The organism is Desulfosporosinus fructosivorans (assembly GCF_004766045.1).
Lineage (GTDB): Bacteria > Bacillota > Desulfitobacteriia > Desulfitobacteriales > Desulfitobacteriaceae > Desulfosporosinus > Desulfosporosinus fructosivorans.
The window spans coordinates 179033-198249 of record NZ_SPQQ01000004.1 but is presented as its reverse complement, the minus strand read 5'-3'; the positions used below and the strand labels follow the sequence as shown (position 1 = coordinate 198249).

The 19217-nt window shown below is 42.6% G+C and carries 18 protein-coding genes; 17 read left to right on the top strand and 1 reads right to left on the bottom strand.

Annotated elements, in window-relative coordinates; translation table 11 throughout:
• Window positions 1–52: 52 nt before the first annotated feature.
• The 17 genes from E4K67_RS12925 to E4K67_RS12845 all read left to right on the top strand — a co-directional run bounded on the left by E4K67_RS12925 (window position 53) and on the right by E4K67_RS12845 (window position 17170).
• Window positions 53–385 (top strand): hypothetical protein, encoded by a 333-nt coding sequence (locus E4K67_RS12925; protein ID WP_338031867.1) that lies wholly within the window; start codon window positions 53–55, stop codon window positions 383–385.
• Between the two features lie 394 nt (window positions 386–779).
• A complete protein-coding gene (locus E4K67_RS12920; protein ID WP_135547331.1) occupies window positions 780–1136 on the top strand; it encodes a DsrE family protein in 357 nt (118 codons plus the stop codon).
• A gap of 312 nt (window positions 1137–1448) precedes the next feature.
• Window positions 1449–2612 carry an HpcH/HpaI aldolase/citrate lyase family protein gene (locus E4K67_RS12915; RefSeq protein ID WP_199242545.1) on the top strand — a complete coding sequence of 388 codons (1164 nt, stop codon included), beginning with the start codon at window positions 1449–1451 and terminating at the stop codon, window positions 2610–2612.
• Window positions 2563–3963 (top strand): phosphoribosyltransferase family protein, encoded by a 1401-nt coding sequence (locus tag E4K67_RS12910; RefSeq protein ID WP_135547327.1) that lies wholly within the window; start codon window positions 2563–2565, stop codon window positions 3961–3963. Before E4K67_RS12915 ends, E4K67_RS12910 begins: the two co-directional genes overlap by 50 nt.
• Before the next feature lie 50 nt (window positions 3964–4013).
• Window positions 4014–5144, top strand: coding sequence for a cysteine protease StiP family protein (locus E4K67_RS12905; protein WP_199242536.1), 1131 nt, complete (start codon window positions 4014–4016; stop codon window positions 5142–5144).
• 11 nt (window positions 5145–5155) lie between these two features.
• A complete protein-coding gene (locus E4K67_RS12900) occupies window positions 5156–5980 on the top strand; it encodes an HAD family hydrolase (RefSeq protein WP_243454446.1) in 825 nt (274 codons plus the stop codon).
• 45 nt (window positions 5981–6025) lie between these two features.
• A complete protein-coding gene (locus E4K67_RS12895) occupies window positions 6026–6637 on the top strand; it encodes a TerD family protein (RefSeq protein ID WP_135547323.1) in 612 nt (203 codons plus the stop codon).
• A 102-nt stretch (window positions 6638–6739) separates the two neighbouring features.
• Window positions 6740–7318 carry a TerD family protein gene (locus tag E4K67_RS12890; RefSeq protein ID WP_135547322.1) on the top strand — a complete coding sequence of 193 codons (579 nt, stop codon included), beginning with the start codon at window positions 6740–6742 and terminating at the stop codon, window positions 7316–7318.
• Between the two features lie 382 nt (window positions 7319–7700).
• Entirely contained in the window at window positions 7701–8324 is a 624-nt protein-coding gene (locus E4K67_RS12885) for a TerD family protein (RefSeq protein ID WP_135547320.1), read from the top strand.
• Between the two features lie 24 nt (window positions 8325–8348).
• Window positions 8349–8927 (top strand): TerD family protein, encoded by a 579-nt coding sequence (locus E4K67_RS12880; RefSeq protein WP_135547318.1) that lies wholly within the window; start codon window positions 8349–8351, stop codon window positions 8925–8927.
• A 164-nt stretch (window positions 8928–9091) separates the two neighbouring features.
• Window positions 9092–9676, top strand: a complete 585-nt coding sequence (locus tag E4K67_RS12875; protein WP_135547316.1) for a TerD family protein — start codon at window positions 9092–9094, stop codon at window positions 9674–9676.
• A 325-nt stretch (window positions 9677–10001) separates the two neighbouring features.
• Complete coding sequence (locus E4K67_RS12870) at window positions 10002–11939, top strand: proton-conducting transporter transmembrane domain-containing protein (RefSeq protein ID WP_135547314.1); 1938 nt, start codon at window positions 10002–10004, stop codon at window positions 11937–11939.
• A 10-nt stretch (window positions 11940–11949) separates the two neighbouring features.
• Entirely contained in the window at window positions 11950–12918 is a 969-nt protein-coding gene (locus E4K67_RS12865; protein ID WP_135547312.1) for a respiratory chain complex I subunit 1 family protein, read from the top strand.
• Window positions 12919–13572 (top strand): hydrogenase, encoded by a 654-nt coding sequence (locus E4K67_RS12860; protein ID WP_135547310.1) that lies wholly within the window; start codon window positions 12919–12921, stop codon window positions 13570–13572.
• Window positions 13573–13578: 6 nt separating this feature from the next.
• On the top strand, window positions 13579–15036 hold the full coding sequence (locus E4K67_RS12855; RefSeq protein WP_135547308.1) for a proton-conducting transporter transmembrane domain-containing protein: 1458 nt from the start codon (window positions 13579–13581) through the stop codon (window positions 15034–15036).
• A 1-nt stretch (window position 15037) separates the two neighbouring features.
• Window positions 15038–16636, top strand: coding sequence for a hydrogenase large subunit (locus E4K67_RS12850; RefSeq protein ID WP_135547306.1), 1599 nt, complete (start codon window positions 15038–15040; stop codon window positions 16634–16636).
• An 18-nt stretch (window positions 16637–16654) separates the two neighbouring features.
• Window positions 16655–17170: an NADH-quinone oxidoreductase subunit B family protein gene (locus E4K67_RS12845; RefSeq protein WP_135547304.1), complete on the top strand. Its 516-nt coding sequence runs from the start codon at window positions 16655–16657 to the stop codon at window positions 17168–17170.
• A gap of 168 nt (window positions 17171–17338) precedes the next feature.
• On the opposite strand, the gene E4K67_RS12840 is transcribed toward E4K67_RS12845, so the two are convergent.
• Complete coding sequence (locus tag E4K67_RS12840; RefSeq protein WP_135547302.1) at window positions 17339–19207, bottom strand: sigma-54-dependent Fis family transcriptional regulator; 1869 nt, start codon at window positions 19205–19207, stop codon at window positions 17339–17341.
• Between the last annotated feature and the right edge of the window lie 10 nt (window positions 19208–19217).

Genomic DNA, 19217 nt, shown 5'->3' with positions numbered 1-19217 from the left:
AACAGAGGTGGATGTAATTCTATCGTATCTCCAGAATTACTGGGGGATAATCTTGTTTATAATTGGCTTCGTCATATTCTTGGTCACACAGGGAAAGTCTAAGGCCGTGCAGATAATCTTATCTCTTATGCTCCGAGCGGAGAAGGAAGCAGAAAGTCTGGTGCTGAAAACTGGTGATCAAAAGTTAGGTTTTGTAGTCGAAAAGGGTTACCGGCTACTACCCATGACAGTCCGGTTGTTTATTACTTATACAATGTTTGAGGATATGGCTAAATTACTTTATGCTAGCGCTAAGAATTATTTATCGGGATTGAACACTACTCATGAGAATCAAAAGCCTAAACAGGAACAGATTCAAGAACTGAAGGCCACGGATTCAGGATAAAAATATAATTTGATGTGAACTCCTGCCTGTAATAAATAGAAATTACTAAGACTCACCCCGGCATTGCCGGGGTCATTTTTGTTTCATTTGGCCCATTAACGTTTACAATTTCATTGTAAAATTCTTAGTCGAAAACATACAAGAAAAGCGCTCCTAACGGAGAATTTTTTAGATTCTGCCCCATAGTTCAAAGGCAAATTCTATTTCTTGGGAACTAACCGATATTTAAACATACTTATTGGTTAAGACAATTTTATTTATAATTTATATTAAATAGCTTTACATATTCAGGAAAATTTTTATATATGGCAGGATTTATTATTTTTGGGGAGAAAGTACTTTATATAGGGTTTTAGAAAGTAAAGTATGTTAATACCTTGAAGGAGTGATTACTTTGGAAAAGTTTCTATTTGTGTTGAGTCGTGGACTTGAGGATCCTACACGCGCTACCCGGGCATTCCAATTGGCTAAGGTGGCCAAAGAAAAAGGGCATGAAGTTAATATATTCTTAGTAGATGATGCAGTTGCCTATGCTGTTTTGGGATTGGCGGATAATGTTATGGCTCCGACTGGAGATGCGGCCAAACCATATATTGATTACTTAGTAGAGAATAAGGTGTCGTTCTATATTTGTACACCATGTGCTAGAACGAGGCTTTACAGTGAAGACGAGTTTATCGATGGAGCAAAATTGTCGACAGCTGCTCACCTCATTGACTTAGCAACTGAAGCAAAAGTATTCACCTTCTAAATCTGACACCGCTAAATTAACTTTAATGAGCACAAAGGCACCGAATCTGTCGAATGAAAGTAAATGAAAAGAACTCGCATTAACTTTATAGTTTAGTCGGGTTCTTTTCGTGATTTATTGATGTGTAAGCGAAAAGTTCACATAAATTTCACCAAATATTAATCAAATTTTAATCAATTAGGAAAGAATTAGTTGTACACTTATAATGTAACATAGCAATACGATGTCTATGCGATCAGAGAAAGGAGAGAAGTACTTCCTTAGGGTGAGTACGAATAAGTGAGACATTTTAATTATTTAACCAAAGAGGGTATGGAAGCTACCTTTTTTAAAGAACCAGAGCCTTTTGATAAATACACGCCTCGAGAAATTCTTTCCCATGCGCTCGGAGCGACACTATATATGCCTGGAACCAGAGAGACCATCGCCACTGATATTCTTTCCAAGAAAAACAGTGGCCTGGCCTCCACCGTGTTTTGCTTAGAAGATTCGATTGGGGATTCTGAGGTGCCTGCTGCAGAGAAAAACATCATAAGCCAAGTGGGTAAGATCCATTTGGCTTTAAGTCATCAAGAGATCGACTTTGCTGATCTGCCGCTGATCTTCATTAGAGTTAGAAATCCTGAACAGATCCTCAGGCTTACAGAGGAAATGGGTGACAGTGCAAAGATCATCACCGGTTTTATCTTTCCGAAATTTACGTCAGAAAGTTATCAATATTTTGAGGCGATCAAGAGTCTTAATGAACAATCAACTGGGCCATTTTATGGAATGCCAATTATCGAAAGCCCCGAAGTTATATACCGTGAATCCAGATTGTATGAATTAATGGAAACTAAACGACTCTTAGATTCCTATCAGGACTTAGTCTTAAATGTCCGAATCGGGGCCACGGATTTCTCGGGACTGTATGGAATTCGCAGGGGACCAGACGTCACCATCTATGATATTACGGTGATACGTGATTGCATCGCCGATATTATTAATGTTTTTGGAAGAGTCGAAAGCGATTACGTAGTTTCTGGACCGGTGTGGGAATATTTCTTAAATGGGGGAAGAGTACTCAAACCTCAGCTTCGTAAGAGTCCGTTTGAAGAATTCCACGATGATAATGGGTGCAATGGAACTAAGATAAGAGGGCAGCTCTTAAATAAATATGTTGATGGATTAATACGAGAGGTGATTTTAGACAAAGAAAATGGTATTATCGGGAAGACTATTATCCATCCAAGTCATATCCTACCTGTTCAATCGTTATACACGGTTGGGCATGAAGAGTATTTGGATGCTTTGAGTATTCTAGAAAACAGCCATGGTCACCTCGGTGTTATCAGTAGCCACTACAGCAATAAAATGAATGAAGTAAAACCTCACTACAATTGGGCCCGGAAGATCCTATTAAGAGCAAAGAATTATGGAGTGTTTCATGAGCAACACAATTTCATCTGCCTACTTACCGAAAATATATTCGTATAACTTAGAGGGGCAAAGGGTCAAAGTTACTTTGAAAAATAACCCTTTCTATTTTTCCCCGGAGACATTGTATTCCTTAGCCGCAAGGAAGAATATGAAACGTGGATTTTTGTTTGTCAGCAAAGTACTTGGCAAACATGTTCCCAATGATCCGTTCGTTCCCCTACTTGCAGGGGCGGCTCTAGCTGTTCAATTCCTCAGTAGAATTCATGGCGTGAACCATGTCGATACTAAAGCAATTATCCAGGCGCTGAAGAGTAATGAAGATACGGAAGCAGTTTATGAAACCGTCATAAATAGACCGCTCGTTTCCCTCCCCGTGGAGAGCCTATTTATAGGCTTTGCAGAAACAGCAACCGGCTTAGGACATGCAGTGTTTAGCCTATTTGATAAGGCTTGTTACATGCACACGACTCGTGAACAAATACCCCTGTTGGCCTCTGAACTTAATTTCAATGAAGATCATTCACATGCCGTGAATCATAGATGCTACCCGTGGGACTCTGAGTTACTCAAAACTCCGAAAACAATTATCCTAGTGGACGATGAGATAACGACTGGAAATACAGCGTTGAATATAATTAGAGCAATACATGCCAAGTTTCCAAAGACGAATTACGTTGTCCTGTCGCTACTTGATTGGAGAACGGCTGAAAACCGAGCGAATTTTAAAGAACTTGAGCAACAATTAAACATAACAATCCTAACGACTTCCCTCTTGGAAGGGGAAATAGCAGTAAGTGGTGACCCCGTTAACGAACAAACTAAGGACTTTAAGCAGGCGAAGCGACCGGATATTAGTGAATCCCATGTTTATCCAGAGGTGAAATTGCTTGACTTAGATGATCTGGTCCCAGTCTTTTCAGAAGATTCATCAGGCTATAAGAATGTTACACCGTATCTAGCGTTAACAGGGAGATTTGGGTTGTCCACTTCGGACCATCAGAAAATTCTCCCCTTAGCCAGGGAAATCGGCGTGAAATTAAAGGGCGATCGTACTGGTGAAAAGACGCTTTGTCTAGGGACTGGAGAATTCATGTATTTCCCTATGCTGGTTTCTGCCTACATGGGAAAGGGAGTGAGTTTTCATACCACAACGAGGAGTCCAATCTATTCTTTCGCGAAACCCGAATACGGAATTCAAAATGGATTCTCATTCGCAAATCCGGACGAACTCACTAATACTAATTACATCTATAATGTGCCCTTCAAGTATTATGATGAAGTGTATGTGTTTTTTGAAAGAGAAGTCAGTAATGAACGATTAACGTCCATGTTAAATACCTTTCGCGACCTAGGTATACCACGTTTAGTTTTGGTATATGGTACTTCGTCAAAAACATCCCCCCTTTAATTGGGGGTATGTGTCCTTGTGTTAAGATTAGGAAAAGAGGTGGTCGTCAGGTGATCGATAAGATCTTCATAAATCGTATTCCAGATCCTTTGCCTATAGGAAGTTATAAATCAAATGATGTCATCTTTTTGCTTAAAAATCTCAATGGGTTATTGCTGGAAACAGATTTGTATACACGAGAGAAAAATGTTCAATCTGGCGGTCATTATTCGGAAATGCTTCCAATAGAATATGAGCCAACCAAGGAGTATCTAGATCTATTTCATCAGACGCTACAAGAGAGTGCCTCTAAAGTCGCACAGGGTGTAGGGATAGTAGCGGAGAGCATTTTGAAACGAAACGGCCCCAAGATGGTTCTGGTATCTCTTGCTCGAGCGGGTACGCCAATTGGAGTGTTAATTAAACGCTATCTTTTAGAAGTTCATGGTCTGGATTTACCTCATTACAGTATTTCAATCATTCGAGGTAGGGGTATCGATGAAAATGCTATCCTGTATATTCTTCAAAATCACCTCGATTCTAAGATCCAGTTTATTGATGGTTGGACAGGAAAAGGGGCTATAACAAGCGTTTTGAGTCAGGCGTGCACTGAGTTCAAAGTCAAATATGGGTACGAGTTAGATGATGACTTAGCAGTCCTAGCTGATCCAGGGTACTGTGTAAAGACGTTCGGCACAAGAGAAGACTACTTGATCCCTAGTGCTTGTTTAAATTCAACCGTATCTGGGTTAGTTAGTCGAACTGTTTTTCGTACAGATCTTATCGGGGAGAATGAGTTTCATGGGGCTAGATTTTATCAAGAGCTACTGAAGGAGGAGGTTTCGAACCTCTTCGTCGACACAATTTCAGCGGAATTTAAAACTCTCGGATTACGACACTCTTCTGGTGATGACGCTAATGATGATCAGGTTGACGATGAGGTCGAGGTGACTTGGCAGGGGCTGAAAGCATTAAAGCGTATCCAGGAAACGTTTGGAATTACGGATATTAACTTTATAAAGCCAGGCATTGGAGAGACAACCAGGGTTCTCTTAAGGCGACTACCGGAAAGGATTCTGGTCGATCGAATAAATAATCCGAATTTAAAACACATTCTTCTGCTGGCCAACGATAAAGGAGTCCCAGTTGAAGAGTATCCTGATCTTACGTATTCTTGTTGCGGCTTGGTGAAACAGCTATGATGGAGGACTTAATGTTATTTGCCAGCGATCTCGACCAAACTTTGATCTATTCCCACAAAACGTTTATCAGCAAAGAAATCGACGAACAAATTAGACCCGTCGAAAGGCTGGATGACCGATTTATTTCCTATATGACTCAAAACGCTTTAAATGCGCTCAAGGAAATTGCTCAAAAGGCCCTGTTTGTACCGGTAACCACTCGGACTAAGCTTCAATATCAGCGCATTAATTTCCTGAGCTATGGCATAACCCATCAATACGCCGTAACCAGTAACGGCGGGACAATCTTTTCTGAAGGTGTAGAAGATAGTGACTGGTCCCGGCTTGTCATAGAGGGAAGAGATAAGTGTTTGGCCGCGCAGGATCTGATCAAAAAGTTTGAGGAAATTTCCCACTCTTCTTGGGTTCTCAAAGATTCGGGTAAGATGGCTGATGAACTGTTTTATTATTGCTTAATTGATCGAGAAAAGATTCCCGTAACTGAGTTAGCGGCGTTTAAACTGTGGGCGAGGGAAAACAACTGGGAGCTATCGATCCAAGGGAGAAAATTATATCTAGTTCCCTTGAATGTTAACAAAAAGGCGGCCATCCTATATATCAAGGAAAAAGAAGGCATAAGCTGTGTTGTTGCGGCAGGAGATTCGTTACTCGACTTAGATATGCTCAAAGCGGCTGATCTTGGCCTTGCCCCAGCGCATGGTGAATTATATTCTCTTCATATTCAGGGGAAATCCGGCTTGGAGAAGATCAAATTCACACAAAAAAGCGGAATCGAAGCAGCGGAAGAAATTTTAGAGAGTATACCGTGGTCGCTTGCCAATCAAATAGTTGTATAATGATTTAAAATAGTGTTAGTCTTAAAAAGGGGGATTATAGTAGCAATGATTAATTTGCAAAAAGGACAAAAGCTCGATTTAACCAAAGGGAATCCAGGCTTATCGAAAATTATGGTGGGCTTAGGCTGGGATGCAGGCGCAGACAAACCAAAATCAGGTGGCTTTCTGGGTGGCATTTTAGGAGGCGGAGGAGCGGCGAAAATCGATTGCGATGCTTCTGCAATTCTACTCAATGCGCAGGATAAACTAACTGCAAAAGACCGGCTGGTGTACTTCGGAAATCTGCAAAGCGCTGACAAAAGTGTGAAACACAGTGGGGATAATCTTACCGGAGCTGGTGAGGGAGACGATGAACAAATCCATGTGGATTTAAGCAATGTTCCGAGCGATGTCCAAAAGATTGTCTTTGTTGTTAATATCTATGATTGCAAGAATAGAAAGCAAGACTTTGGACTTATTGCCAACGCTTTTATCAGGGTTGTTAATCCAGCTAATGGCCAAGAATTATGCCGGTTCAATCTAACCGATACTTATGCAGGCAAAACTAGCCTAGTGGTTGCTGAAGTTTATCGCCATAATGCGGAGTGGAAATTTAATGCACTTGGCGAAGCAACAAATGATTTCTCTATTACCGAACTAATCCGCAGATATCAGTAATAGGGCTTCATCCTCGGGGGGAACCTTATAGAGGATTGTAACAACGCAAGTTAAGGATTAGGTTTACTAACTAGAATGTCTAAATTGAAGGGGGATACACAAATGACAATTAGTTTGAAAAAAGGTCAAAAAGTCGACCTTACCAAAACAAACCCAGGTCTAACAAAAATCTTTATCGGTCTTGGCTGGGATGTAAATAAGTATGATGGCGGGAAAGAATTTGACCTAGATACCTCAGCGTTTATGTTAAGTCCTGAGGGAAAGGTTGCTGATGAGAAGAATTTCATTTACTTCAACAACCCAAAGAGTGCCGAGGGAGCAGTTATCCATTCTGGTGATAATAAGACGGGCGCTGGCGATGGGGATGATGAGCAAGTTAAAATTGATCTTGCAATTGTCCCGGCAAACGTCCATAAAATTTCCTTTGCTATTACCATCCACGAAGCGCAAGAACGCAATCAAAATTTCGGACAAGTATCCAATGCGTATGTACGTGTTGTTAACGAAGCAACAGGCGAAGAACTAATCCGGTATGACCTCGGAGAAGATTTCTCCATTGAAACAGCAATTGTCGTTTGCGATCTCTATCGAAACGGTCAGGAATGGAAATTCAATGCCATTGGAAGTGGTTATCAGAATGGACTGGCGGGACTTTGTAAAGATTTCGGACTAGACGTTTAATCCAAGTACTGAGGCTCCCACTGCTACAAGTGGGAGTGGAACCTCGTATTCTGCTTAGGTGGGGGTAGGGTCCCCCGCCTAAGTCTCAATGTTCAATTTTAGTTGAACAAGTTCACAAGAGGGTGCAAAGTGACTGCTTTTAAGCAGTGAGTTACATAATAGTCTTGTATGTTGTATAACGTATTTTGATATGGTAAACTATGGTATATGTGGAAGGAGGATATCAACTAAGGGTAAAAAGTTTAAAATGTGAAATTTATGTGAACATTATAGATAAAGATTTTTCGAAAGCATTCATGTGATATTATACAGTCATGAAGGCTTATCAGAGTGTGAATGTGTCGAAAAATGAAATAGATTTATTCTTTAAAGGGGGATTACAGTGGCAACGATTAACTTGCAAAAAGGACAAAAGATAGACTTAACTAAGGGAAATCCTGGATTATCGAAAATTTTGGTAGGCCTAGGATGGGATGAAGTAGCAGGGAAACCGAAATCAGGCGGCATTCTCGGAGGGCTGTTTGGAGGAGGCGGAGGGGCTTCAGCTTCAATCGATTGTGATGCATCTGCCATCCTGTTGGATGCGCAGGACAAGCTAACTTCGAAAGATCGCTTAGTCTATTTTGGAAATCTCCAAAGCGGGGATAAAAGTGTCAAACACAGTGGGGATAACCTGACTGGTGCTGGTGATGGAGACGATGAACAAATTCAAGTGGATCTAAGCGGTGTCCCTAGTAATGTTCAAAAAATTGTTTTTGTTGTTAATATTTACGATTGTGTGAAGCGCAAACAAGACTTTGGACTGATCGCCAACGCATTTATCCGAGTTGTAAACCCAGTGAATGATCAAGAATTTTGTCGGTTCAATTTAACTGACAGTTATGCAGGGAAAACAAGCTTAGTGGTCGCTGAAGTTTATCGACATAATAATGAGTGGAAATTCGCTGCAATCGGCGAAGGGACGAATGATGGATCCTTAAGCGAACTCGTCCGTCGATATCAATAATATATTATAAGGGGGATATCTATTATGGCAATTAGTTTACAAAAGGGGCAAAAGGTCGATCTAACTAAATCAAATCCGGGTCTTACAAAGATCATTATTGGTCTTGGTTGGGATATCAACAAGTATGATGGCGGAAAAGACTTTGATTTAGACGCCTCTGTATTTTTGTTGAATTCTGAAGGAAAAGTTGCAGATGACAAGAATTTCGTCTTTTTCAATAATCCTAAGAGTCCCGATGGTTCTGTGACCCATACTGGAGATAATCTTTCCGGTGCTGGGGATGGGGATGATGAACAGGTCAAAGTCGACCTAGCTTTGGTTTCCAGTAGCGTTGATAAGATCACCTTTGGTATTACAATCCACGATGCTAAAGAACGCAGTCAAAACTTTGGACAAGTTTCCAATGCCTTTGTACGCGTTGTCAATGAAGCCTCAGGTGAGGAAATAATTCGTTATGACCTCGGCGAAGACTTCTCTGTTGAGACTGCTGTTGTTGTAGGTGAGCTCTATCGCAATAACACAGAATGGAAGTTTAATGCTATCGGTAGCGGATACCAAAATGGCCTGGCGGGACTGTGCAAAGATTTCGGGTTAGACGTATAAGTCAGAGGTCAGAAGCCAGAGGTCAGATGGACGGGGAAATCCAGTTCAACTAAAGTTGAACATACAGACTTCGGTACGGAGGGGGAGTCTACCCCCTCTAAACAGAGTACGGGGTACTACTTGTAGACGAGGGAGTTTCACGCTCGGAGAAAGGAAGTGCTTTTATGGCGGTCATCAGCTTACAAAAAGGACAAAAGATTGACCTGACAAAGGGAAACCCTGGGCTATCAAAGATTATCGTTGGATTAGGCTGGGATACTAATAAGTATTCCGGTGGTTCAGACTTTGACCTAGATGCTTCTGTGTTCTTGCTTGATAAAAATGGCAAGGCCGGCGGTATCGAAGATTTTGTTTATTACAATAATCTTGTCGGTGGAAATAGTTCAGTAAAACATACAGGGGATAATCTCACTGGTGAAGGGGATGGAGATGATGAGCAGGTCAAGGTTGATCTAGCCCTTGTACCTGTACATGTAGATAAAATTGCCTTTGCTGTTACAATTCATGAGGCGGCGCAAAGAGCACAAAACTTTGGCCAAGTATCCAATGCTTTTGTGCGTGTTGTCAATGAAACCGACGGAAAAGAAGTCATGCGTTATGATCTAGGGGAAGATTTTTCGGTTGAAACTGCGCTTGTTGTTTGTGAACTATACCGCCATCAAGGGGAATGGAAGTTCAATGCAGTAGGTAATGGTTTCTCGGGTGGTTTGAGCGCACTTTGTTCAAACTATGGTTTACAAGTAGGTTAATCTTTTTGTTAGAAGAGGCGCTCCATATAGGGCGCCTCTTTTTTGATACCCATTTTTAAAAGCTGTTTATAATATCATGAACATTTTTAGAATATAAAATATGCATATATGCTAAAACAAGGTGGAATAAGCCGAAATAATTCGGAATAAGTTGGAACAAGCTGGAATGCAATGATATTTGAAAATATTAAGGAAAAATGGTATCTCTTGCTGTTTATGAAATTATTATTTATGATATACTGGGGAAATACGTGATAAATGTATAATATAACTAGGTAAAAACAAGCGCAATCATACATAAAAGATAATCAGGGGGAAAGTATTAATGGTTAATAAGGGGAGTCAATCCGTACGGCAATTATTAATGAGCTTAAGTATTGCATTAGCTGGAGTCGGATTCATCTTGGGAGTGTTTTTGACTTATCGAGTTGAGGGCTGGATTAGTACCGGATTACGATTCGTTACAGATGCTGGAGCGGGACTTTCACTTACTTGGAAATTAGATGGTCTAACGATGTTCTTCATTTTTATTTTACTCTTAGGGCAAGGGTTATCGTCTCTCTATGCCCTAGGTTATCTAAAGGAATATGAAGAAAAGAAGAAATCTCTTTTGTCTTTTTATGTGCCTTGGTTTTTGTTTCTTGGCAGTATGTATGGCGTAGTGCTTGCGGATGATGGCTTCACCTTTCTATTAACTTGGGAAATGATGTCCTTGTTTTCATTTTTCTTAGTTCTCTATGAACATGAAGACCCTCAAAATCAAAAAGCAGCGTACATCTATTTCATTATGACTCATGTTGGAACAGTCTTTTTGATGGCCGCGATTTTATTTTTATATGCCTCGACAGGAAGTTTTGCCTTTGAAGTATGGGCGGGGGCGGTCCCCTCACTTTCCACAATCCAACTAAATTTAATTTTTCTAGCTTTCTTTATTGGACTAGGGACAAAAGCTGGTTTTGTGCCGTTTCATATTTGGTTGCCCTATGCTCATTCAGCAGCACCAAGTCCTGTATCTTCACTAATGTCTGGGGTCATGGTGAAAATTGCGCTCTATCTCTTTATTAGATTGGTCTGGTTGACGATAGGACCTGGTCCAGTTTGGTGGGGGTGGTTATTTTTACTAATCGGAGCACTGTCGGCGCTGGTTGGGATATTGTCTGCTTCGGTGCAGTCAGATCTCAAAAAATTGCTCGCCTTTTCCACGATAGAAAATGTCGGAATCCTTGCCATGGCATTGGGTAGTGCCTTTCTGGCAAGATCTTGGAATAATTCTTGGGGCATGGACTTAGCGCTTATCGCTTTCTTTTGGCATACTTTGCAGCATATGTTGTTTAAATCGTTACTTTTTATGGGAGCAGGGAATATCATTCAAACAACGCATACACGAAACCTTGAGCGGTTGGGCGGGTTGATCAAACGAATGCCGAAGACGGGTCTGGCTGCGCTTATTGGAATTATTGGTATAACGGCGTTACCCCCTCTAGGCGGGTTCTGGGGGGAATTCATGCTGTTTCAATCCCTATGGGTGAATACGGCTCATCTAGCCAATGGCTGGAGTAAAGTCTTTTTACCGTTGTTTATTGGTATTCTCGCCCTAGTTGGTGGCTTATCTATAGCTACATTCGTAAAGTGGTTTGGAATTTCTTTCCTCGGGCAAGCCCGTTCTCCAGTGGCAGAAAAGGCTGCAGAAGCACACCCGGTACAGTACATTGCACCATTGCTGGCTGGCGGATTAGCGGTTTTAAGTGTACTTTGGCCCGCTGGGACGTTAGCCCTAATCAACTTGCCTCTTTCGGTTATGAGAACCGGAGAGGTTACGCCAATAATGTCAGCAGTTGGGACACCGCTTAACCTGTCCTCGGTCTATCTAATTCTGCTGGTTCTGCTGACAGCTATCGTTGTGATTCTAAGTAAACGAGGGATTCAGAGAGTTACGGCGACTTGGAATTGTGGTGCGCCCTTAACTCCGAGTTTACAATATACTGCCGACGGATTAACCAATCCCATTCGAGTTCTTTTTGCTAAAGTGTTAGGTTCTCAACGCCTTGTGGAAGGGGATTTTGCCGGAACTGGTTATAGTCTGCGTTCTCTAACGTACGAAGGGAGAATTAAAGCAGTCTCTGAAGATATCTTCTATCGCCCCTTAATACGCGGATTGCTTTGGTTTTCGTCGCAAATCCGCAAACTACAATCAGGGAGCATCCATCTATATTTAGCTTACCTGTTAGTTACAGTCGTCGTCGTTTTGATTATAGGACGTTAGGAGAGAAGAGATGGACGAATTTTTCATGATAATAACTCGTCTTTTGATGAGTTTAGGACATTTAGCAATCATCTTAGTTTCGGCTCCGCTTCTTCAAGGTTTCATCAAGAAAAGTAAAGCATTTTGGCAGATGAGGCAGGGCCCACCAATTCTTCAACCATATCGAGATTTAAGAAAATTAATGAATAAGGAGGAACTAATCTCTGAACATGCCTCCTGGATTTTTGTGTTAACCCCACGTGTCGTTCTCGCTAGCACCTTAATGGCGGGATTCATTATTCCGGGTGCATGGGGCTGGGCTCCGTTAAGCGTATGGGGTGACCTCTTTTTATTAGGGGCAAGCCTAGGCTTAGCGCGTTTGTTTTTAACACTTTCGGGTTTAGAAGGGGCAGGAACGTTTGGAGGGATGGGTTCGAGTCGAGAACTCTTTCTGGGATTATTAACGGAACCGGCTTTGATTCTTGGGTTAATCGTTTTAGCGTTTATAACTGGGACCACCTCCTTACAAGTGATCACAGTTAGATTGCAAAGTGTTTCCCCTATGTTTATCCCCCGGATCTTGGTTTTAATAGCCTTGATGATGGTTTGCATTGCGGAGATGGGACGGATACCCATGGATAATCCGGATACTCATTTAGAATTAACGATGATTCATGAGGGGATGCTGTTGGAGTATTCGGGGCCTTCGCTGGCTCTGTTGAATTTTGCAGAACAGGTAAAACAACTCTTACTACTTGTTCTATTAGCGCAAATCATTTGGCCTAGTGGCTTGATCTCGCTTAGTAATGGGCCCTTAGAAATGCTCTGGGCTTTTGCTTTTGCTGGAGTGAAAGTGGTAGCTTTAGGATTCTTCTTTGCCACTGTGGAGAGTCTCTTCGTTAAAAGGCGGCTTTTCCGAGCTCCTCATTATTTGGCAACAGGTACTGGTGCTGCGATTTTGGCCTTAATATCACTCTGGATTATAGGGGGGCAGATTTAAGTGATAGGTATTTCTGATAATACGCTTAATTTAGTACTTCTCGTCCTCTTAGGCAGCGGACTGATGATGGTCTATAGTGCACGAGTGATAAAAGCCTTGAATTGGTGGACATTACAAACTGTTTTCGTCTCGCTTCTTCTGATAGGAGAAGGTATTCATAACGATGCATTAGAAGTTATTATTTTTGGTGTGCTATTGTTAATAGCGAAGGCTGGAATTATTCCTATACTCTTAAGACGCGTTTTAAAAGAGTCAAAGACAGAGTGGGTAGGTGAAATATACTTAAAGCGTGCAATGTCATTAATATTCGCCGGAGGCTTAACGCTTTTGGCCTACGAAGTGACAGAACCTTTAATGGCACTTCACTCCAGCTATCGCAGCGGTTTAGCCATTGCGATAGCGCTGATTTTCTGTGGCCTTTTGATCATGATGACCCGTAAAATTGCCATTGTGCAAGTGCTAGGAGTCTTACTTATAGACAATGGAATATTCTTAGCAGGATTTTTTCTAACCCAAGGGATGCCTTTGTTAGTTGAATTTGGAGCGGCTTTTGATATTCTTATAGGGATTGTCATTATTGGAATTTTATCGAGACAAATGTTGGAAACATATGATTCTCTAAATGTTGATCACATGAGGTCATTGAAAGGATAGTATGCGATGTTTATTGGAGTGGCGGTAATCGCGGCAGTAGGAATGCTATTTTCGGCAAAGGATACCTACTTAAGACTATTGAACAGCGTGGCCCTTGTGTTGTTAACGTTGAGTGGAGGATGGACCATTCGACAAACCTTAAGCCAAGGGTCCTACGCTTATGGGCCAGGCATATTATATTGGGACGCACTGAGTGCCTTGCTACTTAGCGTTATCATTATTATTGCTGTTTATGTTATTATATTTTCCTTTGGGTACATGGAAGAAGAAGTCCGTGAGAAGAAGTTTCCAAGAACGAGACTGAAGTGGTATTATTTTTGGATATGGATCTTTATGGCAACGATGCTCTTGGTCATAAGCACCCCGAATTTGGGCATCATTTGGGTAGGTATTGAAGGGACAACCTTAGCCACGACACTTTTGGTTGGTTTTTATAGAAACAAGCAAGCGATTGAAGCAGCTTGGAAGTATTTGATTTTATGCGTGGTGGGTATTAGTTTTGCCTTACTAGGAACTATGTTGCTTTTTGCGTCTGTGGCACCGCTCTTGGGACAGAGTTTGAACGCCTTGGATTGGCGAATCCTTCCAGGAGTAGCGAGTCAGTTAGACCCGACGTTGCTTCGCTTGGGTGTCTTGTTTGCGATCGTTGGCTATGGGGCAAAGGTAGGTTTTGCTCCTATGAATGCTTGGCTTCCTGATGCTCATAGTCAGGCTCCTTCGCCAGTCAGTGCCTTGTTATCCGCAGTTTTACTCAACTGTGCTCTCTATGCTATTTTGCGTTGGTACAGTTTAGCGCGTCTTACCAGTTTAGGTCCGGATTTCGTTGGGACGATACTTATAAGTTTTGGGTTATTGTCGTTGGGGCTTATGGTAGGGTTTATCTTATTGCAAAAAGATGTAAAACGATTACTTGCTTATTCGAGTGTTGAACACATGGGAATCCTAGCGATAGGTTTTGGGCTGGGCACGAAGGAAGCCGTCTGGGGGGCATCGTTGCATCTCTTGCTTCATGGTCTTACTAAAGCGAATCTTTTCGTCATTATTGGTAAGTTGGTACAGAAGACGGGGACAAGGGAAATTTCTAAGATTCGTGGAATCTTTAAAGCTTGGCCTTATACAGGGTTAATCATGGTTCTTGGATTATTGAGCATTACAGGAACGCCACCGTTTGGAACGTTTCGCTCGGAAGTACTTATCTTTTCTGGTCTATTTAAGACAGGGCACCCACTCCTAGGCTTTATGAGCTTTCTCTTTCTAACTGTGATTTTTGCAGGGTTTCTTTATCATTTCCTCCAGATGCTTTACGGGGCACCACATGCTGATCAGCAACAACCACCAGAGCATGTAAGTACACTTGCTCTGGCGATTCCTCTTTTGCTAGTCCTTTTCTTAGGCTTGTTCATTCCAGAAAGCCTGAATCAGGCCCTAAATCAGGTCGTCAACGTGATATTGGGAGGAGTTTAGGATGCTAGGCTTACGAGAATATTTACAGAGTTTTCATAGTTGTCCGGGCACTGAGATTGTAGAATGGACGAAAGAAGAGGGAATTGTCGAATTGCCCTCCCGTGATCTACCGGAAGTATTGACTTACTGTTTAGATATAAAGCCGCGTCCAATTTGGTTAACACATGTTGTCAATGACGAGCGACAGTTAGGACATGGATTCTGTCTTTACTTAGTGCTCCATTTTCCGGGAAAGGATTTTTCACTGACGCTAGTTGCTAAGGGAATAACTGATGAATTCCCAACGCTCGCCTCAATCTTTCCGGCTATGAACTGGTCAGAGCGAGAGGCCCAAGATCTCTTCGGAATAAAGGCGGTAGGACATCCTGACCCGCGCTCTCTGGTCTTACATCCGGGTTGGCCGCAGGGATTTTATCCCTTGCGCAAGGATTACAAAGCGGGGAACGAATGCCAGGAGTTTAAACGGGCTCCTTTAATTTTCCCGGAAATGCATGGTGACGGAATCTTTCAGGTTCCAGTAGGTCCTATCCATGCCGGAATCATTGAACCAGGGCATTTTCGTTTGTACGCTATTGGTGAGCCAGTTTTGCATTTCGAAGCCCAGCTCTTTTACACTCACAAAGGAATAGAGAAGCTCGTTGAAGGAAGAAGTATCGAAGATGGCTTGCGCATCATTGAGCGAGTTTGTGGAGTATGTGCTTTAAGTCATGGTCTGGCTTATTGTGAGGCTGTTGAAAAGCTCGCTAATGTAGAAGTTCCTCGTCAGGGCTTGTTATGGAGAACAATACTCGCTGAATTAGAGCGGATGTACAATCATATCGGAGATATCGGGAATATGTGTGCGGGAGTCGGCTTTGCCCTTGGTAATGCCAATGGTTCTCAGAGCAAGGAAAAGCTTCAACGCCTCAATTTAGAGTTCTTTGGCCATCGATTTTTACGAGGAATGGTTGTCCCTGGGGGAGTTAAGTCAATACCTGGATCACATGATAGTCAAGCTATTCTGAACCGATTGATAGAAGTATCCCTTGATTTTGAAGCATGGATACCCTTGCTGCTGGAACATGACGGCTTTAGACAGAGGGCGGTCACGGCTGGAGTATTAAAACCTGAGCATGCTATTGATTTTGGAGTTACAGGGCCAGCTGCCCGGGCTTCAGGCATACCCAATGATTGGCGAGAACTCCATGCCCATCTTCTTTATCCCGAACTTGAGGTAAAATCAATGGTTGAACAGGATGGAGATGCTTGGTCTAGGTTAATGGTTCGGGTTAAGGAAACGAGAGAGAGTTTTCGATTCCTTAATACTTTACTGAGTGAGGCGATAGAGGGATCCACGCTCATTCCGAATACGCCAATCCCCATAGTTTTCGAAGATATTAAAGCGATGGTACCTGCTTGGGGCTGTGTAGAGTCTCCTAGAGGAACAGATGTTATTTGGCTTATGTTGGACGAAGAAGGTAAAATCTACCGTTGTCGGGTTCGATCTGCTAGCTATGCCAACTGGCCTGCGGTTCCACTTACTGTACCGGGCAATATTGTTCCAGATTTTCCATTAATCAATAAGAGTTTTGAATTGTGTTATAGTTGTTGCGATCGCTAGCCGAAAAGGGGAGATAACATGTTGAAGTTGATGCTCCGAAAGTTAAAGATGGGACGTCTCACTGAGAAGGTTGGAAATTCGCTGATATCAAAGATTTCGTCAGATTTACCAGCGAGTTTCAGGCAATCTCTTCAGATTCGGCACCTCGCTTGTGGTTCCTGTAATGCTTGTGATTGGGAAATGACGGCCTTAGGTAATTCTCTTTATGATCATCAGCATTTTGGAATTGATTTCGTTGCCTCACCCCGTCATGCGGATCTTTTGATGTGCACAGGTCCGGGCGCAACGCAGTTGCTTAATGCTGCCCATGAAACCTATGAAGCGATGGCTAAACCGAAATGGGTCATGGCGGTAGGAGATTGTGCTATCAATGGTGGAGTCTTTAAGGGAGCATATGCCAGTGCAGGAGGCATCGATAAAGTATTACCTGTAGATTTTAAGGTTCCAGGCTGTCCACCTTCGCCAGATGATTTGATGAAGGCCTTACTGGGGGCTATGGGGAAGAAAGTGCATTCGGTTGCAAGTAGATCTTAACACCGCACTAATACTGCAAACTAGATAGCCACAGAAAATAAAGAGCGGGGAGACATTTAAAATGCTTCCCTGCTCTTTTACGTTAAAATTTATCACAATTCAAGGGGCACCACTATCGATGGTCCTAGGTTTCTTTTAGCGAAGATTATGGTTTGGCGCTTCTACCGGCTAAAACTTTATATCCAGTTCTTTGATCTTGCGGTAAAGAGTATTTCTACCAACCCCTAGGATCTTAGCGGCGGGTGCGATTTTCCCTTTGGTTTGGGTCAGCGCATAGAGAATGGCATGTTTGGTCTGTTGGTCCAATAAGGGTTCAGGTTCACTTTCCACGGCGACCATTTGGAATTCATCGGGTAAGTCTGCTACGGTCAGAATAGGTCCTTCTGCCATAGCTACCATGCTTTCAATACAGTTTTCTAATTCTCGGACATTGCCTGGCCAGTGATGGGTGGATAAATGAGTATAAACTTCTTCTTCAATCCCTAGTGCCGGGCTATCAAACGCTTCACATGCTTTGCGGATAAAATAGGGCACTAAGTCCAGAATGTCCTCAGGACGGTCGCGCAGTGGAGGTAATTCCAAAGTGACAACTTTCAGGCGATAGTACAGGTCCAAGCGGAACAGCTCTGCTGAAACAAGAGCGGAGAGGTCTTTGTGTGTAGCAGCTAGGATACGAACGTCAATTTTTAAAGCTTTTGTATCTCCAATCCGGGAAACTTCCTTTTCTTGCAGTACTCGAAGAAGTGCTACTTGAACATTCAGTGGCATATCTCCAATTTCATCGAGGAAAATAGTTCCTTTATTCGCTAATTCAAATTTCCCAGGCTTTCCACCACGGCGTGCTCCAGTGAAAGCGCCCTCAACATATCCGAATAATTCACTCTCTATCAGAGATGGAGGGAGTGAGGCGCAGTTTAAAGCCACAAAAGGACCGTCGCAGCGTGGGCTGAGTTGATGGATGGTTCGGGCAATTATTTCCTTTCCGGTCCCGCTTTCCCCGTGAATGAGTACGGAAGAGTGGGTTGAGGCAACCTTCGAAGCTCGTGCCAAAGTGCGCTGCGAAAGCTGGCTTTGTCCGATCCATAATGTATCGGACAGGGACGAGGGAGTTTTGGACACTTGAAGTGTTCCGACTGCACCCAACGATTGACCGGCTTCATTGACTACGCGCTTTAAGTGAGAGGAAACGTCTTTTCCTGAGCGGTCTTTTATCTGGAGATCCAGAGAATGACCGTTTAACATCCACCCTTTGGGAGTACTAAAAACATCTGCAGCAAGTTGACCCACGATTGTTTCTGCTTTGCGCCCAAGCAGTGCCGCGCCGAGGGGGTTGATGTTAGTAATGATGCCGTTGTGATCAATGGCAATAAATCCCTGTTGTAGTAGTGAAGAGGCTAACTTGGCACCTTCTTGATAAAATTTCAGCTGATTCTCTAATTCAGAAAGCCGAAGATTTTTCTCGATCATACTTGCGCCCATCATGGCAATTGTTAAGATCTTCTGACGGTCTAGACTGACTTCCCCACTGATATCTAAAACGCCAAGGGGGGCACCAAGGCTATTTTGTATTGGAGCAGCCCAGCATGCCAAAAAGTTATTATCTTGGACAAAGTGTTCCCAACCGAAGACTGAGATGGGAGCATTATCACTAAGAGCAGTTCCAATGGCGTTGGTCCCTCGTACTTCCTCGCGCCAACTGGCGCCTGGACTTAAATTCACTTTTTGAGCTTTACTCATGAAGGGCGCGTCACCTATGGCCTCAATGATGTAGCCGTCGTTGTCACCCAATAAAACGGTATAATTGGTGCTTCCAAGCAAACTGAAAATATATGGCAGCACAGGTTCACTCGCTCGGATTAGGGATTCTTGGGCTTCACGACGCTTGTTGAGACTCGGAGATGATAGAATATCCTGGTTAGATACTAGCGAATAGTCAACATTATAATCTATGCTTCTCTGCCAGGAACGATAGATGGAAGGAGTTACTTCCGATTCCACGCTTTCCCCATTTATAAAACGTTTCCAATGGTTTTCCATAAAAACTCTT